This is a genomic window from Shewanella japonica (assembly GCF_002075795.1).
Taxonomy (GTDB): domain Bacteria; phylum Pseudomonadota; class Gammaproteobacteria; order Enterobacterales; family Shewanellaceae; genus Shewanella; species Shewanella japonica.
This window is the reverse complement of the sequence record NZ_CP020472.1, coordinates 3,335,764-3,352,006: the sequence shown is the minus strand read 5'-3', so window position 1 is coordinate 3,352,006 and position 16,243 is coordinate 3,335,764. Positions and strand designations below refer to the sequence as shown.

The 16,243-nt window shown below is 40.6% G+C and carries 13 protein-coding genes; 7 read left to right on the top strand and 6 right to left on the bottom strand.

The window, feature by feature from the left end:
- The first annotated feature begins 236 nt into the window (after nt 1-236).
- Together SJ2017_RS14420 and SJ2017_RS14415 are read left to right on the top strand one after the other, a co-directional pair.
- Nucleotides 237-2,159, top strand: a complete 1,923-nt coding sequence (locus SJ2017_RS14420; protein ID WP_080916191.1) for a propionyl-CoA synthetase — start codon at nt 237-239, stop codon at nt 2,157-2,159.
- 324 nt (nt 2,160-2,483) lie between these two features.
- On the top strand, nt 2,484-2,963 hold the full coding sequence (locus SJ2017_RS14415; RefSeq protein ID WP_055026077.1) for a hypothetical protein: 480 nt from the start codon (nt 2,484-2,486) through the stop codon (nt 2,961-2,963).
- A gap of 217 nt (nt 2,964-3,180) precedes the next feature.
- Here SJ2017_RS14415 and SJ2017_RS14410 read toward each other — a convergent pair whose 3' ends face one another.
- Entirely contained in the window at nt 3,181-3,930 is a 750-nt protein-coding gene (locus tag SJ2017_RS14410) for an SDR family oxidoreductase (protein WP_080916190.1), read from the bottom strand.
- A 191-nt stretch (nt 3,931-4,121) separates the two neighbouring features.
- Here SJ2017_RS14410 and SJ2017_RS21600 point away from each other — a divergent pair, with 191 nt between their 5' ends.
- Complete coding sequence (locus SJ2017_RS21600; RefSeq protein ID WP_167692928.1) at nt 4,122-4,280, top strand: hypothetical protein; 159 nt, start codon at nt 4,122-4,124, stop codon at nt 4,278-4,280.
- A 78-nt stretch (nt 4,281-4,358) separates the two neighbouring features.
- Here the strand turns inward: SJ2017_RS21600 and SJ2017_RS14405 are convergent, their stop codons facing one another.
- The 4 genes from SJ2017_RS14405 to SJ2017_RS14390 form a co-directional block, all read right to left on the bottom strand.
- A complete protein-coding gene (locus SJ2017_RS14405; RefSeq protein WP_055026079.1) occupies nt 4,359-5,369 on the bottom strand; it encodes a LysR family transcriptional regulator in 1,011 nt (336 codons plus the stop codon).
- A gap of 269 nt (nt 5,370-5,638) precedes the next feature.
- Nucleotides 5,639-6,172 carry a hypothetical protein gene (locus SJ2017_RS14400; protein WP_080916189.1) on the bottom strand — a complete coding sequence of 178 codons (534 nt, stop codon included), beginning with the start codon at nt 6,170-6,172 and terminating at the stop codon, nt 5,639-5,641.
- A gap of 11 nt (nt 6,173-6,183) precedes the next feature.
- Complete coding sequence (locus tag SJ2017_RS14395) at nt 6,184-8,409, bottom strand: aldehyde ferredoxin oxidoreductase (RefSeq protein ID WP_080916188.1); 2,226 nt, start codon at nt 8,407-8,409, stop codon at nt 6,184-6,186.
- Between the two features lie 19 nt (nt 8,410-8,428).
- Nucleotides 8,429-9,076, bottom strand: a complete 648-nt coding sequence (locus SJ2017_RS14390) for a 4Fe-4S dicluster domain-containing protein (RefSeq protein WP_080916187.1) — start codon at nt 9,074-9,076, stop codon at nt 8,429-8,431.
- A 393-nt stretch (nt 9,077-9,469) separates the two neighbouring features.
- On the opposite strand from SJ2017_RS14390, the gene SJ2017_RS14385 reads away from it, so the two are divergent.
- The 3 genes from SJ2017_RS14385 to SJ2017_RS14375 all read left to right on the top strand — a co-directional run bounded on the left by SJ2017_RS14385 (nt 9,470) and on the right by SJ2017_RS14375 (nt 14,275).
- Nucleotides 9,470-11,869: an OmcA/MtrC family decaheme c-type cytochrome gene (locus SJ2017_RS14385; protein WP_080916186.1), complete on the top strand. Its 2,400-nt coding sequence runs from the start codon at nt 9,470-9,472 to the stop codon at nt 11,867-11,869.
- Nucleotides 11,870-12,244: 375 nt separating this feature from the next.
- Nucleotides 12,245-13,774 (top strand): NADP-dependent phosphogluconate dehydrogenase, encoded by a 1,530-nt coding sequence (gene gndA / locus SJ2017_RS14380; RefSeq protein ID WP_080916185.1) that lies wholly within the window; start codon nt 12,245-12,247, stop codon nt 13,772-13,774.
- Between the two features lie 198 nt (nt 13,775-13,972).
- Nucleotides 13,973-14,275 carry a hypothetical protein gene (locus tag SJ2017_RS14375; protein ID WP_055026085.1) on the top strand — a complete coding sequence of 101 codons (303 nt, stop codon included), beginning with the start codon at nt 13,973-13,975 and terminating at the stop codon, nt 14,273-14,275.
- A gap of 77 nt (nt 14,276-14,352) precedes the next feature.
- Here the strand turns inward: SJ2017_RS14375 and SJ2017_RS14370 are convergent, their stop codons facing one another.
- Entirely contained in the window at nt 14,353-15,132 is a 780-nt protein-coding gene (locus SJ2017_RS14370) for an IclR family transcriptional regulator (RefSeq protein WP_055026092.1), read from the bottom strand.
- A gap of 290 nt (nt 15,133-15,422) precedes the next feature.
- Between SJ2017_RS14370 and SJ2017_RS14365 the strand changes: the two genes are divergently transcribed.
- Nucleotides 15,423-16,199, top strand: a complete 777-nt coding sequence (locus SJ2017_RS14365) for a phytanoyl-CoA dioxygenase family protein (protein WP_080916184.1) — start codon at nt 15,423-15,425, stop codon at nt 16,197-16,199.
- Nucleotides 16,200-16,243: the final 44 nt, after the last annotated feature.

Below are 16,243 nucleotides of genomic sequence, written 5' to 3'. Positions count from 1 at the left end.
GTCTAATTGAGCTAAGTGTAGCAAATTTTTGCTGCTGTTTATCATGAAAATTTATACTACTGTTTTAATTTCAGCTAGTTAGTTAATTATTTCTATGAAAATTGCAGCGGGATTTATCGCTATTTCTATATCCCTTGGTCTAATAGGGTTTATTTTTTAACCACGCCATAATGAAAAAATTATGATCAGAAATAAAAATATCAATTGCGAATAAAAAACTGATAGAGGAATAGCATATGGCTGGATTAGGGATGAAGATGCATCAGCAATCTATACAAGATAAGCAGACGTTTTGGCAACAAGCATCACAAGCAGTGACTTGGTTTACCCGCTTTAACACTGTGTTGGACGAGTCGAATGCCCCTTTTTATCAGTGGTTTGCTGGTGGCAAAATGAACTCTTGTTTTAATGCTGTCGACAGGCATGTTGAAGCGGGTCATGGCGATCGTATTGCCATCGAGTATGTGAGCCCTGTGACTCAAAATCACTACAGCATTACGTATCAAGAATTGTTATCTCAAGTCAGTCGTTTAGCTGGTTACATGGAATCCATTGGTATTAAAAAAGGCGATAGAGTCGTCATTTACATGCCCATGGTGCCAGAAACCGCCTATGCAATGTTGGCTTGTGCTCGTATCGGTGCAATCCATTCTGTCGTTTTTGGTGGCTTTGCTGCTAATGAACTTGCGACCAGAATTAACGATGCTAAGCCTAAGCTAGTGTTATCAGCATCATGCGGTATCGAGCCATCTGGTGTTGTTAAATACAAACCGCTACTGGATGAAGCGTTAGAGCAAGCGACTCACCAAGTTAATCATTGTGTCATTTTAAATAGACCACAATATCAAGCTGAATTACTGAGTGAGCGCGATGTTGATTGGCAGCAAGCAGTAGCAGATGCACCATTAATTGATTGTGTTCCCCTTGAGTCAACTCACCCTTTATATGTGTTATATACCTCAGGTACCACAGGGCAACCAAAAGGAGTTGTAAGAGATAACGGTGGCCACGCAGTCGCCATGATGTGGTCAATGAAGCATATTTATAATATTGATGCGGGCGATGTATTTTGGGCTGCATCGGATGTGGGGTGGGTTGTAGGCCACTCATACATTGTCTATGGACCGTTAATGGCGGGAGCGACAACCTTAATGTATGAGGGCAAACCCGTTGGCACGCCTGATGCTGGGGCTTTTTGGCGAATTATCGCACAATATAACGTTAAAAGTTTTTTTACCGCTCCTACGGCCATTCGTGCAATTAAACGAGAAGACCCTAATGGTGATGGATTAGACGGCGTTGATTTGTCTTGTCTTGGGCAAGTCTTTTTAGCGGGTGAGCGTTGCGATCCTGATACGCTTTACTGGGCGCAAGAAAAGTTGAACAAGCCAGTGATTGATCATTGGTGGCAAACTGAAACTGGTTGGCCAGTTGCTGCCAATTTAATGGGAGCCGATCCTATTGAAGTTAAAGCAGGATCGCCAGCAAGGCCAGTACCGGGTTACCAAGTTGAAGTACTTGATGCTATTGGTGAGCAAGTGCCTGCCAATGAAAGTGGTAATGTAGTGATTAAATTGCCATTGCCGCCAGGAAATCTCACCACGCTTTGGAATAATGACAGCCGTTACGTCGACAGTTATTTATCCATGTATGACGGTTATTACTTAACGGGTGATGCTGGTTACATCGATGAAGACGGGTATCTTTATATTATGAGTCGTATTGATGACATCATAAATGTTGCTGGGCACCGTTTATCGACAGGTCGATTTGAAGAAGTATTATGTCAGCATGATGCTGTGGCTGAGGCGGCAGTGATTGGTGTGCAAGATAAACTTAAAGGCCAAGTGCCTCTAGGGTTAGTGGTATTAAAAAATGGTGTCGATATTTCTGATGAGCAATTATATAAGGAGTTATTAGCCTTAGTTCGCCATGAAATAGGTCCTGTTGCCTCCTTTAGATTGGTGAGTGCGGTGCAAAAGCTGCCTAAAACCCGTTCAGGTAAAATATTACGGGCGACGATGCGTAAAATTGCCGACAATAGTGCCTTTACTGTGCCTGCCACAATCGAAGATCCCATGACTTTAGATATTGTGCGCTCAGCGTTAACTAAGATGGGATATGCCGATGCGTTAGCAAAGGAGCTCACAGCCTCTTGAGTTACACTGTGGTATAGCTGTGACAAAAATATGCGTTTGGGAGCAAGCTGAGCTTAATCTACGCTCAGCTTTTTTTGATGAGTTTTGCGCCTTGATGAATAATTGCCTGAAATCTCGTGTAATGCTGCGGGTTTGTCGCTAAAAAGTGACTCAATATGGCATGACTGGCGAAGCGACATTATTAGTCTAAAATGAGAGCTAAACACTGATTTTATTATTTAATTTTACTTTGCATGATAATAACGACTGCAATTTAGTTTTATAATAAGCTAATACAATCCGTTTTTGTTAGCAGCTTATTCGATTAAAAAGGTTTTAGCATTCATGATTTCCAATATTAAAGAATTGCCTGAAAAAATTAACACTAAAACAAGTCGTTTGTTTTGGTTGACGGTATTCACTGGCGGTATTTATCCCATTCTTTGGTTGTTTGCGAAATACCCTAAAATGGATGATATCACCTCAATTCGCACTGCTGACGATAGCTTCGTGATAACTATTGCTGTGTGTTTTGGCCTTGGCGGTGTGCTAACTCACAGTGATATGGGATTATTCGGATTTGTCGGAAATATGATGCTGCTGATTGCATTTGGTCTTTATGTTTTTTGGTCTTTTCGTGCCAGAGCGGCGATTCAAGATTATGCTCACGTTAACTTCGATATTGATTACAAAATGAATAAGTTCTTCACGGTAATTTTTAATATTTTTTATATTAATTACTGCATAAATCAATTACCTGAAGAACAACAAAAAGGCCATCCTACCTATGGCAAAGGCTCGATTAATATTACTGAGCTAAAGTAATCCTGTTTCAGTATTTTGAACATAAAAAAAGAGAAGCTTTACGCTTCTCTTTTTTATGTTTCTGACTTAATTTTTATGAACTGGTATCAAATTATTTAATGAACAGTTTTGCGCGCTTTTAGTTTGATATATCTGCAATATGTTGTTTTATTGCTCTTTTGTGTTTGCGGTTTAGTGTAAACAACATATGACGACAAGCTGAAAAGTAAGCGATTTTCTAGCTCATTTTACGTAAAAACTTATCAGGTAATATACGGAGGATTAATTGAATCATCGCCCAAGGGTAACTTGGCACATAACAATTTGCAGGTTCCTTATTGATTGCTTTGACCATAGCTTTGCAGCCTGTTTCAGCATCGACCATAAATAATGCCCCATCGGCGTGATCGTTAATTTCTGTTTTAATGTAACCAGGGTGTACGCAAGTAACCTTAATCGGTGTATTCATTACATCTAACCGTATGCCTTCGGAAAGCGAGCTTAATCCTGCTTTAGTTGCTGCATAAACGGTCATTGCTCGTCTAAAACCTCGCAGTGCACTAATTGAGGAAACTGTGACTAAGTGGCCCGCGTTTTGTTTACGGAATATACTCATTGCAGCTTCACACTGAGCTAAAGCAGCGATGAAATTAGTTTGTGCAGTTTGTTTATTGGCTTCAAATAATCCTGTGCCTATTGAGCCACCTTTTCCCATACCTGCATTCACTATGATGCGATCAACTTGCCCCATTAACTGAGTAAATTGCTCAAAAACGTCAAACACCTGTTGATGGTCATTGACATCTAGCGGTAATAACCAGACGTTGACATTCGGATTAATCGACTCGATTTGACTTTTTAATGCATCTAATCGTTCGGTTCTACGAGCACAAAGTCCTAGATTGCAGCCTTGTTTAGCAAACTCTATGGCCATACCTTGACCTAAACCTGAGCTTGCCCCTGTGATAATGATATTTTGTCTATGCATCTTGATTCCATTCTGATTAAACACGAACAAGAAAACTTAACGTTGTTTCTGTGTTATTTTTATCGATAAATTTCTTGCTGTTTTCAACCGATTGGATGAGAAAAGAGCAAAAGCTCAAATTATCTTGCGGACATTCCAAACAAGTGTCAAATCTGAGTGAATAATAACGATGTTATTTAAACCATGGGCCAGTGAAGAGATTACTGCTGAAATCTTACGGAACCAGTATCTCGAGTTGTCAGGCGTATTTAGAAATGAGCCTTGCGATGGCTTTTGCGTGTTTTGTGATTGAAAGGGAAGTGATGGCAAAGCACGGTAACACCAGCCATTGCGGCTGGTGTATAGAGTAAGGATTCAGTATTTAGCTGATTAGTCTTTCTGGTATTTTGTTTATTTGTATTAGGTTAACTAACAATCTGGCAATCATTTTAGCGCTCAAATTGACAAGCTTTAATGCAGCCATTTGCTCCTGTGGTGATTAGCTCGGCAATTTTGTTTTTTACACATTCAGATAGCTTACGTTCAGACTTTCTGGTTTGCATGTAGAGCGTCATATTGGGCTTATTACGCATTAATTCTTCACGTTCTTTTCGTGGGACAATTTGCGCTCTGATGGTGTCATCATGGGTTAAATAATCTACAGCACCTTGAGATACCACTAAAGTAATAGCATCAGTGCCGACTAAGAAGTCAGAAATTTCATTAAGGTTGTTTGTTTTAGCGGCAACGAGTAATTCTCTTTGACGAGAATCGGCAAACTGTTTTAACGGTGTCGCTTCAAGTTCGCTATTAAAATGCAGCACTTCAGTCAAAATGACAGGGTAATTAAGCACACGATCTAAAATTGGCTTATACATCTCATCCCAAATTGGGTGGTTTTCTCTTGCGACTACAAAGGTGTCGGTAACTTCACAAATTTTCTGACTTTGTATGCCAACATGAATGGACGGATTGCAGGTAATGACGATGTCGCAATGACTATTCAGTAACATTTCTTCGTCATTTGCGCCGTTGTCTTGCAATACTGCAGATTTTACGCAGGGTTTCATACACGCGTTATTACATTGGCAGTTATACAGTTTCCTTAGCACGCCATTTGTAAAACCAGAAGGCGCATGAATGACAATTTCACTGTTAAGTGTTTCGATGCTTTTATCTATTTCTTGTGCAAGATCGATATGGTTGATCTCAATACGTTTAAGGATAGGGTAAAGGCGCTGAGACTTATCGGTTATTTCTAAGCCTGACACTTTTTTGATAAACAAGGGATCATCAAAAGCTTCTCGTAACCTAGACAGGCAACGACTAATTTTTGATTGGGGAACGTTAAATGACTCAGCTGTGAGTTTACCGCTTTGAAACTCGTAAAGTCGAAGAAATACCAGCAAAGTCATGTAATCAAGATGCAGAAGACTTTCTTGTGTAGTTGTTGGCTTCATATATCACACTTAGTTGGAATCATGTTTGAGTAATGTACCAACTGGGAGGTAATTTAGGAGTTAAAAACTAGATAAGTTTTACCTTAGTCACGATAAAGCGGCGTTTTTATTCTTGAAGTGTTAACTAACGAATAAGATTAGCGAAAATCAGTCAAAAGTTTATTCTGTACATAGCCAAACTGGCTAAATATAAATAAGAAATTTAGCCTATTTTAATTTTATTGGGGTGTTATTGCCTTATAAACGGCATATAAGGCAATAACGTTTACCTATGCAGACCACTCAAATGGATCATGGTCAGCCAACACTTTGGCATAAGTGTTGGTCATGGTTTTTATGGAGAAGTAATAACCATGACTTTGTGTTTCATGATTCTTGGCATCGGCTTGAAAATGAATGTCTTCGCACCCCTCTGTTTGGCTAAATTTATCAATTAATGTCGTTAATTCACTGAGTTCAAGTTGATAAGGGGGATAGCTAAAGTTAACCGCTGCAACGAGTTCGCCCATTGCTGAATAACGGCGAATATAATCCGCCATTGTTTCAATTAACTTATCATCTTTTACCCCAATCCATTGGATGGCGTAACTTCTTACAATGAACCTTTTAGAATAAAAATAGTGCTCTTTTTCTCCCGCTATAATGGCGATATCGTGATATTGGCTATCTTCAATCAATTGCTGATGAGCGAGTTCAACATCTTCTATTTCTACATCAAGGCCTGCGACAGCAATAACTTGCTCGGCCGTCACCAGACGACCGTCCTTACTTAGCAAGCGAATATAATCAACCAGTTCAATCATATTTTATTTACCTATGCTGGTAACAACGCCAAGCTTTCTAGCTTGTCAGCGACGTAACCCAGTTTGAATTTTTCTAATGTTGCACGAGTCGGTACGCCAGTATCCTTATCCCAGCCCATTTCAGCGTAAAACATGTCTAAGCCTATTTGGATATCGTCTCGATCCATTTTAATCGTGCCTTCGTCGCCGAAATTCTTGTCATGATCTAAGTCATAAACCCATTCAGACAAGACATCATGTTTATTTCGCTGATCGATTTCATTCATTTGCAACACGGTAAGTGCGCGGTGCAATTGCAAGACACTTTCCGCCATGGCGTCCAGTTCAGCTTCTGATGTTTCAATGCCTGTGACAAGGCTGAACATTTGTGCTTCTATTGAGCTGTCACCGATATAGTCTCGATTGGCATCTGGTGAAACAACGAGTGGGAACATCCAGTTACATAGGGTTAATGAATCATGTAATACATTTTTCACTAAACACCATTTAGCAAATTTTGCTTTAGAGGTATTCATGGCGGTGTAATGTTGAACTGGATCAAATGCGCCTTCACCCCATAGTGACGCGGCTACTTCGGCGATCTTGGCGTGGGGAAGGCCACAGTTAATTAAGTTGATGTGCGAGTGACATTGCGGATCACGGTTAAATACTGTGTTTAGCAGCGCTCCTACTTGACCTGCTGATTCACTGGCGTGGTGAACGCCACCCACCATAGATCGGTTAAACACTTTCATGTTTTTATCGAGAAATACACTGTAGGTTTTACCGACTAAATCATAATTTGCATCAGATTCTAACTCGAAGGTCAATTCCGCCATACGAGGGGATTCTACCTCATTAAGAATATCTTCAACGTTGTACAGTTCACCATCTTCATTAATGAATTCATGTAAGCCACGGCCTAGGCAGCGCCCTAGAATATTTGAGCCAGGATAATCTTCACTGTAGGCAATACGGGTATAGAAATCTTGCATAAAATGCGCATCGAGATCCGCGTATTGTGCCCAGTTAATCGCAGCATATTCTTCAGCTGGTAGAATGATTTCCCAAAAGCCGCGGGCGGTAAATTCGCGCATTAAATGGGACAGTTGGCCGTAAGCACTCCAAATACCATTATCATCCATATAATAGGCACCAACGGTTTGAATGTCGGTTCGTTTTTCACCACTGCTTGGTTTACCCATGGCGTACCAAGGGTCGAGAAAACCTAAACATACATTAGTAATGTTTTCGGTTGGCAGATTGTATTCGGTTTTCATTTTTGGGTTTTTAACTTCGCAAAAACAGCGAATAGGGCACGAGTGACAGCCACCTGGACGTTTAAAGATTTTATTGGCTTCATCACGGCCAAAATACATTTCTGCCATTGAGGTGCGCATGCCCACTTTTTGGCGGTCATCCCATGGTGTTTCACCCACATCAACAGGATTGTCTGCGGCTCCCCATGTGACGCCTGGACCACCACGCCAACGACTGCCTGTAGAGCTATACTCTGCCCATGATTGTGGTTGGTTTGGCACGACGCCGTTATTATTGGCGCCGATGATCCCAAGAATATGGTCATCGAGTTCACGTAATTGCTCATTGGTTGTCGATTCTGCGATATCGACTGTACCAGTTCCAATAATACCAATGGCCTTAAGTTTTTTAGAGCCTAGTACAGCCCCATGACCGCCTGCTGAGTGGCCACCTTGAGTTTGAATAGTTGATTGAGCTACAAGGTGTTCACCACTAGGGCCAATTGCTGCAATCTGAGCTTGTTGTCCCATTAATTTACTGATGCTGGCAAAGGTATCGAATATGCCTACTCCCCATAAAGAGTCAGCGGGTTCGAGGGTGACAGTGTCATCAACAATTTTTAGCCATACAGGGGTTTCTGATTTACCTTCAATAATAATTGCATCGTAACCAGCAAATTTAAGCTCTGGTGAAAAGTGACCGCCAAAGTGGCCATCAGTGATTAAGTGATTTCGAATAACAGGGTTACGAGAAGTAATCGTTGTTCTAGCCGAACAAATTGCACCTGAGCCACTTAATGGTCCCGCTGAAATAACTAATTGGTTTTCTGCATCAGTTGCTTTAATTCCATCGACATGGTCATCCCATAAAACCTTATAACCGATTCCCATTCCACCAATATAATCGTGATAGGTTTCTGTTGTTTCTTTAGTAATAACTTTTGTTGTTAAATTAACTCTTAAAATATAACCGGCCCAGCCACCATATGTAGTAGTCATAATTATTCCTTTTTAGTTTTTAAACTAATTCTAAATACTTTTCATGAAGTTCAACTTCGGCAACAGCGTCTTCCCAGGTATAAAACTTAATTGCACCAGTTGGGCAAACTTGGGCACAATTAGGGCTGCCTTCACAAAGATCGCATTTGAGAGATTTTCGAGTGGTTTTATCTATGGTGATAACTTGCTGCGGGCATTTGTCAGCGCAATAGCCACAACCGACACATAAGTCATCGTTGACCACTCTGGCTCCCGTTTCTTCGTTAACGGTAATCGCTTTTTGAGGGCAAACGGTCATGCAAACATCACATTGACGACAGGTTGATGGCACAATGGTGCTATCACCTTGTTCACCACGCTGGTCTTGATAGTTTGGCTGCACGCCATGGGGGCCAAAATTGAGGTTTTTGGCAACTTTAATTCTTGAGGTGCTTGGGCTAACAGCTGATTTTCCGTGGCTCCAGCTACAGGCTATTTCGCAACGTCGGCAACCTACACATAAGATAGGGTTGACGACCATGAGTCCACCGGGTATGACTTCAACTATTGGGGTTTCTGCGTCATCACTGCTACCACACCCAGTTAAAAAACCGACTAATGTTCCACCATAAACGGTTCCGACAGCGACCTTAGCGCCATTAGCAAGTAGTGCTCTCCTTGTAATCATATTTGTTTCCTCTTAATTATAAATATTGCTTTTATGTTTATATTTATGATTCGAGTATTATTTAATTAATTTAAAAACAAGTTGATTATGATCACGTTTGTTTTCTTGTTTTTCTAATTAGTCTTAATATATATCTTAAGTCACATTTTTTTGCTGTGTATTCTATTTATTAAAAGTTGCTTTTCTATTTAATTATTAAAAAATTATATTCGATTCCATTTTTTGGAATTGTTACTTTTGAACTGAGTATTTTACTTTGTGGAATGTACTGTTTTGTTAGTTGTTGTTTTAATATTTTGAGTGGATTCATGATTTTTATCACAATAAGATTTTTATAAATAAATAATTATTACTAAAAATTAAAAATGCCGTGAATTAATAAAAGGAATAATAATGATGAGCAAATTGTTAATTAGGAAATATAAGAAGTGGATAACACCGCTTGTTTTAGTTCCAATGGTTGCACTTACAGCATGTTCCGGTGATGACGGAAAAAATGGCGATGATGGCGAATCTGGTGACATTAACATTGCAATTTCATCGGCAAAATCATTACAAGCTGAAATTGAAAAGGTCACGATTGATGAGTCGTTGCAGGTCTCTTTTGAGTTTTATCTTAGTAATGCCAACGGTGTAGCTGTAAGTGGTTTAGCCGATGTGGCGTCCATTTCAACTTTAGGGGCAGGCATTGCTAAGCTAGGAGTTCAACAAAGGCGCGTGCGCCCATTGAATGAAGCAGATAGCGCTACTGTTGTGACAACTGCTGAAACTGATTTATCACCACAATGGACGAGTTATATCAATAACGTGGTTGAGCCTGGAGACGTTGCGGACAATGATTTAGAAGAGGGCTGGGACAAGCACAAAGGGACTCAGTGGCAAGCAAGTATTGAGTCGGATTGTAAAGAAGCTTGTATTGAAGCTATTGGAAACGGTTTATATCGTTATACGTTTTCACAGCCTTTAGATAGCTATTCAAATATTGATGGAATTAATACTGAGTACAATGTAGAAAATATTCATCGGGTGTATTTAGAGTTAATGCCTTTTTCCGATGCAGACATCAGTACGATGTTGGTGAACACCACATTTGACTTTGACCCGACCACTGGCGTAAGCGCTTCAGCAGAAGATACTCGGGTATTACTGACAGCGGAGCAGAGTTGTTATCGATGCCATACAAATGACTTAAGTGCTGACAATCGCTTATTAATGCATGGCAATAAACGCTTTGATTATGAAGGCTGTGTGATGTGTCATACCAGTTATTCTGGCGATCCTGAAACAGGCGTGAGTATTGGCATGGCCAGCTTAGTACATAAAATCCATAAAAGTGATTATTTGGTCATTGGTTATAACGGATCTGTCCATGATTATAGCGATCTGACTTATCCTGGTGATATGCATCAATGTCAGCAATGTCATATTGAAGATGGTGCGCCTCAAGCTAACTTTTACCAATACCCTGGTCAAGAAACCTGTTTAAGCTGTCATGAGAAATATGCACCTGATACCTGGAATGGGACTGCGGTAGGCTTATTTCACGATCGAGATGCGTTTCCTGATGCATGGGCGATGAGCTGTAGTGGTTGTCACCCAGATAGTCATAATCCATTAGGTTCGGCCATTTTCCACAATGCTACTGTGAGTGTGACAGATTCCTTGATTGAGCAATATCAGTTTGCGTTAACTGACAGTGTGGTAGATGAGGCGCAAGACACGTTAACAGCTACCCTAACTTTTAACCAATTAAGCACGAATCCAGATGCTGATCCCGCTATAGATAACCTTTGGCTGGTGGCATCAGGTAATCCGCAACAAGATGTAATGCCTGAAAACAATGGTCAGCGTAAAGTGTGGGACCTAGTATCAAGCTCAGAAGATATCACGTTAATTAGGGAGAGCTCAGTTGTTACTGTGACGATTAACAATGCTGGTGTTGCCGATCTTGGGCTGAATACGACGGGTACCTTATATGCGAAGGTTATGGTTTGCGGAGACAAACTAACGGGTCTAGCAGCTTCATGTGAGGCACTAGAGACGGAATCAAGTATCGTGCTTGCTGAGGTCCCAGCTGATGCAGCGATACCATTAACCACGAATGTTGAGCTTTATACTGAATTAGTGAATAACCAAAAGTGTATTGCTTGCCATGATGAACAGTTCCATCAACGAGTGAATGAGGCTCACAGTAAAATATCTACACCAGCTAATGGGGCAACCTGCGGTGCTTGTCACTCGCCACAAGTTGCGACAACCTTAGCAGATGGTAGTTGTCAAAGCTGTCATACCAACGACATGGTTAAATACATGAATGCCACACGCAAACACACACCAGGTGATGCAAGTATTAAATCATTTAGAACTATTAATAATAGTCTAGGTTATCGAGAGTTAGTGCATTCACTGCATGCAAATACTCGCACAACCAAAGGCTATACCGGTAGTGAACGTGAAGCAATGACGTATCCGGCTTCTGCGAACGATTGTCGTGCTTGTCATGATGAAGGTCAGCTCCAAATGGATACGCTTGCTGCGCAAGACTCTGTCATAGTGGCAGCTCGTGATGCGACCTTATCGGGTCAAGTTTCTGAGTATTCACCGACTGTTGCTGTGTGTGCCTCATGCCATAATACTGAAGCAAGCTGGGCAGCTCATGCAGAAAGCTTCGGCGGTGTATTCCAACAAGATGCAAGCTCTGGCGCAATATATCAGCCTGGTGATGAGTCTTGCCAAACCTGTCATGGCGAAGGGAAAAGCTTAGGTATTGATGTGATGCACGGACTGAACTAAATCGTTCATAAATGTGTTAAAGGTTGTATGAGTTAGCTTGCTTAGATTAGCTTATACAACCTTTTTTAGTTACTTTTAAGCTAAAGTGAGCTCATTAATCATGTTTTATTAAGGTCGCTGGCTTGGTTATTTAACCAAAAATCTTGTATTTTCAGACTGCTGGATTAAATGTTGTAACGATTATTTACAATCCGTCTTAATTTTTTCTAACTCACTGTGTTTATTAGCTAAAACTTGTTTATTAGTTTGCTTTCCTAATTATGCAATTGTGTGTGCACATTTTGCGACTGTAATTTAGTTACATAAATCAGTATAATCACCGTCCAAATGGATTCGCTACGCGCGATTAATCTCTGTGACCTTTGGAAAATAATAATGACTACCCAACCCTTTCGTTCAGACATCGGTGTTATCGGCCTCGGTGTAATGGGCAAGAATCTCGCGTTAAATATTGCTGATAATGGCTACCAGGTCGCGGCTTTCGACCTCGACAGCGACAAAGTGAATACCGCAATAAATCAAGAACAAGCAGAAAGAAAAGCAAACTTAGCTCCCCGAATGCTAGGCTGTAATAATCTTACTGAAATGCTTGATTCTTTAGCTAAACCTCGCGTCATTGTGTTATCTGTGCCTGCTGGTGGACCTGTTGATGGCGTGTGTAATGCGCTTATTGAAGCAGGTATCGAATCAGACGATATCATTGTTGATACAGGTAATAGTCTATGGACTGATACAGTGGAGCGTGAAGCTCGCTTTAAAGGTAAGTTTGTATTCTTCAGTTCTGCCGTTTCAGGTGGAGAAGTTGGCGCACGTTTTGGACCTTCTTTAATGCCTAGTGGTGATAAAGATGCTTGGCAATACGTAGCACCTGTATGGAAAGCAATGGCAGCAAAAGTTGATCCTGCAACTGGCTTGCCTATTGAGCGGTTTGAGCCGGGCAATCCAGTGATTGAAGGGGAGCCATGCACGACTTACATTGGTCCTGCGGGCTCTGGCCATTACGTGAAAATGGTGCATAACGGTATTGAATATGCTGACATGCAACTCATTTGCGAAGCTTATCAATTATTGCATGATGGCTTAGGTTTATCTGCTCATGAAGTTGGTAGTATTTTCCATACTTGGAACCAAGGTAGTTTAAATAGCTATCTTATGGAAATAAGCGCAGAGGTATTACAACAAGATGATCCGTTAACCGGTCAACCTCTGGTTGAAATGATCTTAGATAAAGCGGGTCAAAAAGGCACTGGTCTATGGACTGCGGTAAGCAGCTTACAAATTGGCTGCCCTGCGCCTACAATTGCTGAAGCGGTTTATGCACGTGCGGTGAGTACGCAAAAAACCTTGCGGGTTAATTTAAGCAGTAAGCTTTCTGGTCCTGCAAAAATACCATTGAACGATGCCGAAAAAGCGGAGTTTATCGCTAACCTGGAAGATGCTTTATATTGCGCCAAGGTATGTTGTTATGCCCAAGGTTTTCAATTAATGGCGATGGCGGCTAAAGAGCAAAATTGGGATTTAGATTTTGCTGAAATCGCCAAGATTTGGCGTGCGGGTTGTATCATTCGTGCCACTTTCTTACAGTCAATTACTAAAGCTTATCAAGATGATGCAGCGCTTCCAAACTTACTTATGGCGGATACCTTTAGCGAGAGCTTATCAGCTAAGCATATGAATTGGCGCAAGACCGTTGCGGCATCTGTCATGCAAGGGATCCCTGCACCCTGCATTAGTTCTGCAGTGGCTTATTATGATAGCTATCGCAGTGAAACCTTGCCCGCAAATTTACTCCAAGGTCAACGTGACTTTTTTGGGGCCCATACATTTGAACGTACCGATAAACCAGCAGGTAAAAAATATCATCTAGATTGGAGTGCTAAGCAACGCACATTATCAAAAGTCTGATATCGAGTTTGAATGACAGCTTTTAGCTGGTTATTGATTAAAAAGCACTTCTATTTAGAAGTGCTTTTTTGTGTATAGAATAATGATATTACCCAATCCAGCGGGTAAGCAAAACTTGTAACTGTGGCTTGACTGCTATAGGTTCAACTATAAGCAGTAAGGTTTGTAAGTAAAAATTCATAGTTATGAGGGAATATAATGCCGACAAAAGCTGATAAAAAGAAACGAATAGCCGAAGCGATAGAAAGCGTCACGTTTGAATATGAACAATACTCCAAAAATGCTGCCAAAAAACTCCCCCCCCTTGAAATTGACAATAATGATGCACTAGAAAAATTACTTGAAGTCGTATTGCTAAGGGAATCGTTAAGTCAAAGAACGGCAGCTAAAGCACCTGCATCAGTGAAGTTAAGAGCTTCTTTAGCCGACATGATCTTGCTTAATGATGATTTTGACCGAAAACAGATTTCGGCCAATGCAACGGCAGAAGTTGAATCTTAAAAGTCTAACAGTGTTAAGTTTTTACGTATGCCAATACGCCTTTTCCATAAAGGAAAGGCGTATTAAGCGGATTGCGTTTAACTTATTAACTGGTGGGTAATTTGTTTCGCTGTTTGCTTCAGCGCATTTTGAAGCAGGTTTAGCTCTGTGTGGTTTAGCACATTGGGTAACACTGAAAAGGTGAGTGCGGCAATCACTTGTCCTTCTGGTTCTCCAATCAATGCGCAATATTCCGCGATACCTTCAATATGGCTTGTATGCGTAAACAAAAAACCTTGTTGCTTAACTTCTTCCAGTTGAGCAGATAAAGCCATTTTCTGTTTTTGATTCATTGTTAAATAAAGTGCATCTCGTTTTAGTATCATCAAGGCGACATCAGGGTTACTGTTTGCCAGTAATACCTTACCAGCAGTTGATGAAACGGTAGAGAACATTGCTCCTTCAGTTATGTTGATTGACACTGGGGAGTGACTTTTTGCTTGTACAATAACCATTGCCTGACTTTGGTAAAGCATGCTTAAGTGACAAGCTTGACCTGTGGTAACCGCCAAATCCTCCATTAACGGCAGCGCTGCTTGCCTCACTTTATCAATCGGCGATATTCCTCTTGAGAGGTTATATATTTTCAAAGACAGCTGATATCGACCAGAAGACTCATCCCGATGAAGATACCCCCGAGCTTCAAGGTTAACCAATACCCGATAGATATCATTTGGCTTACGCCCAATACCTTTGGCTATCTCTGATTGAAGTAAAGGGGTTTGTTGCTCAGCTAAAAATTCCAAAATATCAAAGCCCTTGTCCAATGCTGGCACAGAGTACTTTTGTTCTGCTATTGAGTTAACACTTGCTGGCATATCACCTTTCCCTTTTATTAATGGTGCCCAATTGTTCGGCTGGCCTTTTTCTTTGAGATGTAGGAAGGCTATTTTGTCAAAATTTGCATAGAAAACCGACAGGGCATTTATTTACAATCTCAATACTTATATAAATTTAACATTTATATGTAAATAAAAACTTGCGATCTTAATAAGTTTAATTGATTATTGTTAACAATACTTGAATTGTTTAGGCGTTTATTTTGCCATTATCGAGCAAGATGAATAAAGACGGAACTAACATTAGCAATTAAAAGGAAGTATGGAAGATGAGTAAGCTTGAATTAACAGTTGAACAGATTAAAGATTTTAATCGTGATGGCTATGTCATTGTAAAGGGGTACTATTCTCAACAAGAAATGGCGAAATTGCAGCAAGTCGCTTTTAATGATGAGGGTTTGTACCAACAAGCATGGAATAAGAAAGACAGTCAAGGTGCCTTAAGCAAGGTGTGCATTTGGCAGCAAACTGGTGATGACTTATACAGTATGTTTTCTAGAGGCCGACGACTTGTTGATTCAGTAGAAAAGATACTAGAAGAGGAGGCTTACCATACGAGTACCAAAATCATGATGAAAGAGCCATTGGTTGGAGGCGCTTGGGAATGGCATCAAGACTTCGGTTATTGGCATCAAGATAACCTTATGTTGTACCCAAAAGCGATTAGCTGCATGATTGCCATCAACCCTGCAACAGTTGAAAATGGCTGCTTACAGGTATTAAAAGGCTCGCATCATATAGGAAGGTTAGATCACGCAAAAACTGGCGATCAAAAAGGCGCAGACATGACTTTTGTCGAAGAAGCAATGAAGTATCATCCTTTAGTCAATGTTGAGTTAGCAACAGGGGATGTTCTGTTTTTTCATTGCAACTTGCTGCATAAATCAAATCAAAATCGCTCAGATAAACCTAGATGGTCGATGATATGTGCTTACAATGCAATTACTAATCAAGCATTTAAACCAAATGAAGCTGTGTATTATCCGCTTTCTAGGCTGGATGATAGTGCTATTCTTGAATGGCATGAAGAGGGAAGAAAAGGGTAATTATTACAGGATTAAGTATAGGCTTAATAAGGTAAAAAGCTTCC

What these genes read in the sequence shown, in the direction of transcription:
- SJ2017_RS14420 (WP_080916191.1), top strand. Translation starts at nt 237, where the DNA reads ATGGCTGGATTAGGGATGAAGATGCATCAGCAATCTATACAAGATAAG.
- SJ2017_RS14415 (WP_055026077.1), top strand. Translation starts at nt 2,484, where the DNA reads ATGATTTCCAATATTAAAGAATTGCCTGAAAAAATTAACACTAAAACA.
- SJ2017_RS14410 (WP_080916190.1), bottom strand. Translation starts at nt 3,930, where the DNA reads ATGCATAGACAAAATATCATTATCACAGGGGCAAGCTCAGGTTTAGGT.
- SJ2017_RS14405 (WP_055026079.1), bottom strand. Translation starts at nt 5,369, where the DNA reads ATGAAGCCAACAACTACACAAGAAAGTCTTCTGCATCTTGATTACATG.
- SJ2017_RS14400 (WP_080916189.1), bottom strand. Translation starts at nt 6,172, where the DNA reads ATGATTGAACTGGTTGATTATATTCGCTTGCTAAGTAAGGACGGTCGT.
- SJ2017_RS14395 (WP_080916188.1), bottom strand. Translation starts at nt 8,409, where the DNA reads ATGACTACTACATATGGTGGCTGGGCCGGTTATATTTTAAGAGTTAAT.
- SJ2017_RS14390 (WP_080916187.1), bottom strand. Translation starts at nt 9,076, where the DNA reads ATGATTACAAGGAGAGCACTACTTGCTAATGGCGCTAAGGTCGCTGTC.
- SJ2017_RS14385 (WP_080916186.1), top strand. Translation starts at nt 9,470, where the DNA reads ATGATGAGCAAATTGTTAATTAGGAAATATAAGAAGTGGATAACACCG.
- gndA (WP_080916185.1), top strand. Translation starts at nt 12,245, where the DNA reads ATGACTACCCAACCCTTTCGTTCAGACATCGGTGTTATCGGCCTCGGT.
- SJ2017_RS14375 (WP_055026085.1), top strand. Translation starts at nt 13,973, where the DNA reads ATGCCGACAAAAGCTGATAAAAAGAAACGAATAGCCGAAGCGATAGAA.
- SJ2017_RS14370 (WP_055026092.1), bottom strand. Translation starts at nt 15,132, where the DNA reads ATGCCAGCAAGTGTTAACTCAATAGCAGAACAAAAGTACTCTGTGCCA.
- SJ2017_RS14365 (WP_080916184.1), top strand. Translation starts at nt 15,423, where the DNA reads ATGAGTAAGCTTGAATTAACAGTTGAACAGATTAAAGATTTTAATCGT.